We start from the raw sequence: 4,339 nt of genomic DNA, 5'->3' as shown, positions 1-4,339 counted from the left end.
GTGCCCGGGCCGGGCGGCGGGGGGCCGCCCCCGGGCGGGGTGTTCGACGACACCGACGTGGCCAACGGCCGCCGGTTCGTCGCCGACCACGTCGGGGCCGCGCTGTACGTCGACGACTGGGGGCACTGGGCCCTGTTCGACGGCGCCCGGTGGGTGCCGGACAAGAGCGGGGCGCGGGTCGAGCGGCTGGCGAAGGAGACGACCGACCGCATGGCCCGCGAGGCCGCCGACGCCCTCGGCGCGGCGGCCCGGGCGTACGCCGGGGCGGAGGACGAGGACGAGAAGGAGCGGCTCAAGGGGGCGATGAACGCGGCCAAGCGGCGGCTCGGGTGGGCCAAGGCGTCGCAGGACATGAAGCGGGTCCGGGCCATGCTCGCGGCCGCCCGGAGCGAGCCCCGGGTGTACGTCCGGTTCGGCCGGGACCGGTTCGACACCCACCCCCACCTCCTCAACTGCCCGAACGGGACGGTGGATCTGCGGACCGGGGCCGTCCGCCCGCACGACCGGGCCGACTTCCTCACCAAGCTCTGCCCGACCGCGTTCAACCCGACGGCCAAGCGGGACGGCTACCTCGCTTTCCTGGAGACGGTGTTCCACGGCCGGCCGGCGGTGGCGGCGTACATCCGCCGGCTGTCCGGGTACGCGGCGACCGGGGAGACGTGCGACCACACCGCCCACTTCTGGTGGGGCGGGGGGTCGAACGGGAAGAGCGTCCTTCAGCTCCTGTGGCTCGACGCGCTGGGCAACACGGCCGACGGGTACGCCCACACCCCGCCCCCGGAACTGCTGATCGAGGACCGCGCGTCCCGCCACCCGACGGAGAAGGTCGGGCTCCGCGGCGCCCGCCTGGCGGTCTGCTCGGAGACGCCGGAGGACGCCCGGCTGGACGAGCAGAAGCTGAAGGCGCTGACCGGCGACGACTTGGTCCAGGCGCGGGGGATGAAGCAGGACTTCTTCCAGTTCCCGCCGACCCACAAGTTCGTCATCCCGACCAACCACAAGCCGCGGGTCCGGGGGGCCGACCACGGGATCTGGCGGCGGCTGCGGCTGGTCCCGTTCCAGGTGACGTTCTGGAAGGAGGCGGACCGGGCCCTCGACCCCGCCGCCGAGCCGGAGACCGGGCCGGGGAAGAAGTACGACCCGGCGTTCCGCGCCGACCCGGAGCTGCTCGACCGGCTCCGCGGGGAGGAGCGGGAGGGCGTGCTCGCGGACATGGTGGAACACGCCGTCGCGTTCTACCGGGCCGGGCGGACGCTCGACCCGCCCGACGAGGTGGCGAACGCGACGGCGGACTACCGGAAGGCGGAGGACCTCATCGGCCAGTACCTCGACGACCACGTTCTGGCGGACGCCAACGGGAGGGTCGCGGGCGGCGAGTTGTACGGCCACTTCAAGCAGTGGTGGGCCGACGAGGGGTACGACGCGAAGCGGACGCCGACGGTAAGGCGTTTCGGGGACGAGGTTAAGGGCCGATTCGACAGCTTCAAGGACTCGAAGGTCTACTACCGCGTGCGGCTTGGTTCCGACGATCGGACGCGGGAGAACGGGAGGGTTGACCCCCAAAATCAGGTTAGGTCGTGTGGACAAGGTCCAGGAAACCCTGGGGTTTCGGGCTACCGCAACAGGATCATAATCGAGCCCTCGCGCGGGCGCGCGCCTTTCGGGGTCAACCCCGATTTGACCCCGAACCCTCCCGCTCATCCCGCATCCGACCGTCAGAACGACGGCGGCGGGTTCACGTTCACGGGGTGACCTCGCGATTCCGCAACCCCTCGTTGCCCTCCTCGCCGAAGCCGCCCGCGCCGGCGTAGTAATCGTCCCGGAGGGCGGCACCGTGACCGTCAGCGGCCCCGCGGGGGCGGCCGCCCTCGGGCGGGAGCTGGTGGCCCGGAAGGCGGAGGTGCTCGCCCACCTCGCCGTCTCACGCTGGGACGGCCCTGCTGCCGTCCGCCTCATGGAAGCGGCCGACGCCGTGGTCGAGCGACACGGGTGCCGCGGGGCCGACCCGGCGATTCAGGCCGCGGCGGGGCGTGCGTGCGAGGCGTACGGCCGGCGGGACGTGGACGGGCTGGCCCGGGCGTGTGCCGAGGTCGCGCAGCTGGCGGCGGCCACCGACCCGTCCGGGTGGGAGTCCGGACGGCAGGCGCGGCGGAAGAGTTCACCAGGGGATCATGGCCCGAGCGGCAGAGGAGGTGGGTGATGGATGTGGAGACGTGGCCGGTCGGGCGGCTCAAGCCGTACCCGCAGAACCCCCGGCACAACGACGCCGGGGTCGATGCCGTCGCGGCGTCGCTGAAAGAGTTTGGGTTCCGCCAGCCGATCGTCGTGGACGAGCAGGACGTGATCGTGGTGGGGCACACCCGGTACAAGGCGGCCCTCAAGCTCGGCATGACCGAGGTGCCGGTCCACGTCGCGCGGGGGCTCACCCCGGAGCAGGCCCGGGCGTATCGGATCGCCGACAACCAGACGGCGACCTTGTCGGCGTGGGACGACGGGTTGCTCGCCCAGGAGCTGGCGGCCCTCCAGGCGGCCGCCTACGACCTTGGCCTGACCGGGTTCGCCGAGGACGACCTGTTGGCACTCCTCGTCGACCCGGCCGCGGCCGCGACCGGCGACCCGGACGCCGTGCCCGAGCCGCCGGCGGCGCCGGTCACCCGGCCCGGCGACCTGTGGGCCGTCGGCCGACACCGCCTGCTCTGCGGCGACGCCACGAAGGCCGCCGACGTGGCCCGGGTGCTGGGTGGCTCCCCGGCGGACGTGCTGCTGACGGACCCGCCGTACAACGTGGACTACGAGGGCGGGACGGCCGACCGGCTCACGATCGCCAACGACGACCTGTCCCCCTACGACTTCCAGCAGTTCCTCGTCGCGGCCCTAGTGGCTGCCCGCACCCACCTTCGGCCGGGCGGGGCGTTCTACGTCTGGCACGCCGACACCTACGGCCTCTCGGTCCGCCGGGCCGCGGCCGAGGCCGGGCTGCGGGTGCGGCAGTGCCTGGTGTGGGTGAAGCCGAGCCTGGTCCTCGGCCGGCAGGACTACCAGTGGCGCCACGAGCCGTGCCTCTACGGGTGGGCCGACGGCGCCACACACACGTGGCTCGGCGGCCGCGCTCAGACGACGGTGTTGGAGTTCGACAAGCCGGCGAGGAACGCCGACCACCCGACGATAAAGCCGGTCGCCCTGTTCGGGGCGCTCCTCGCCAACAGCTGCCCCCAGGGTGGCGTCGTCCTCGACCCGTTCGGCGGGAGCGGGACGACGCTGGTCGTCGCCGAGCAGGCCGGGCGGCAGGCGCGGCTCCTCGAACTCGACCCGAAGTACTGCGACGTGATCCTCGCCCGAGCTGCCGCGACGTTCGGGGACGCCGTGCCGGTGCGGCTGCTCGAGGGTGACCTGGAAGTGGCCCACGCCGACGTGATCGCCCGCCGGCGTGCCGAGGCGACCGCGGCGTAACCCGTACGATCGGGGGGCGACCCATGCGGCTCAGGAAGCGGTTGGGAGCCGTCGCGGCGGCGGCTGCGACCGCGGGCTGCCCAAGTCTCGGGGTGGTGAACCGCCTCGCCGCCGACGCGGACGCCAACCTGCCCCCTGCCCCGCGTGCAGCGGGTGCCACGTGCTCGTGGTCGAGGAGGTAGTGGTTGGGGCCGGGAACCGCTGGCGGACCCGCCCAGACCCTGAAGATCGGCGGAAAAAGTTTGCAGGTCGGCCCGCAGAGGGAGGTGCGCGATGGTCGCCCGGAAGAAGAACGACGACGCACTGGTGCTCGCGCTCGCATGCGGGGCCACGGTGGAGGCGGCCGCCCGGCAGTGTGACCTGTCCGAGCGGACGGTCTACACCCGGCTCAAGGACCCCGACTTCCAGAAGCGGGTCCGGCTGGTCCGGACCGACATGGTCCGCCGGGCGGCCGGGCTTCTGTCCGCGGCGTCGGGCGAGGCGGTGCGGACCCTCCTGGCGCTGATGAAGGAGTCGGCCCCGCCGGCGGCCCGCCTGGGGGCGGCGAAGGCCGTCCTCGAGCTCGGCATCAAGGTCCGGGAGTTGGCCGAGCTGGAGGCCGAGGTGCGGGAACTGGAGGCGAAGGTGGACGCCCTCGGCCCGCCGGACGGCGATAGGCGGTGGTGACCCGGCGCGGCGGGCCGCGAGCCCGCGGGCGGCTCGGGCGGGTGGCGGCGGCTGGCCGACGCGGACGGGCTGCTGCCGCTCGGGGACGGGAGCAGGGCAGCTCTCGACGAAGTGCTGGCGCGTCTGGCCCGCGGCCCGCGGTGGCCCGGCGCCGGGGAGGCCGCCGAAGTTGTGCGGCGGCTACAGGCGCGGTACGGCGGGGGCGGGGGATGAAGTTCCGGGG

3 protein-coding genes are annotated in these 4,339 nt (G+C 73.7%); all 3 read left to right on the top strand.

The genetic code is table 11. The annotated features are described in order from the left end of the window. Nucleotides 1-1,752, top strand: a 1,752-nt coding sequence (locus tag I8748_RS29595; RefSeq protein ID WP_214662810.1) for a DNA primase family protein, incomplete at its 5' end; no start/stop codon positions are given. Between the two features lie 447 nt (nt 1,753-2,199). After that, nucleotides 2,200-3,450: a DNA modification methylase gene (locus I8748_RS29590; protein WP_198128064.1), complete on the top strand. Its 1,251-nt coding sequence runs from the start codon at nt 2,200-2,202 to the stop codon at nt 3,448-3,450. Nucleotides 3,451-3,723: 273 nt separating this feature from the next. Then, a complete protein-coding gene (locus I8748_RS29585; RefSeq protein ID WP_198128063.1) occupies nt 3,724-4,116 on the top strand; it encodes a hypothetical protein in 393 nt (130 codons plus the stop codon). The last annotated feature ends 223 nt before the right edge of the window (nt 4,117-4,339 follow it).

Source organism: Amazonocrinis nigriterrae CENA67 (genome assembly GCF_016056305.1).
GTDB lineage: Bacteria > Cyanobacteriota > Cyanobacteriia > Cyanobacteriales > Nostocaceae > Amazonocrinis > Amazonocrinis nigriterrae.
Note: the sequence above shows the minus strand (reverse complement) of the source record. Positions and strands in the feature narration are given on the sequence as shown.

Bases quoted from the DNA above. Each gene is read 5' to 3' on its own strand.
- I8748_RS29590 (WP_198128064.1), top strand. From the start codon at position 2,200: ATGGATGTGGAGACGTGGCCGGTCGGGCGGCTCAAGCCGTACCCGCAG.
- I8748_RS29585 (WP_198128063.1), top strand. From the start codon at position 3,724: ATGGTCGCCCGGAAGAAGAACGACGACGCACTGGTGCTCGCGCTCGCA.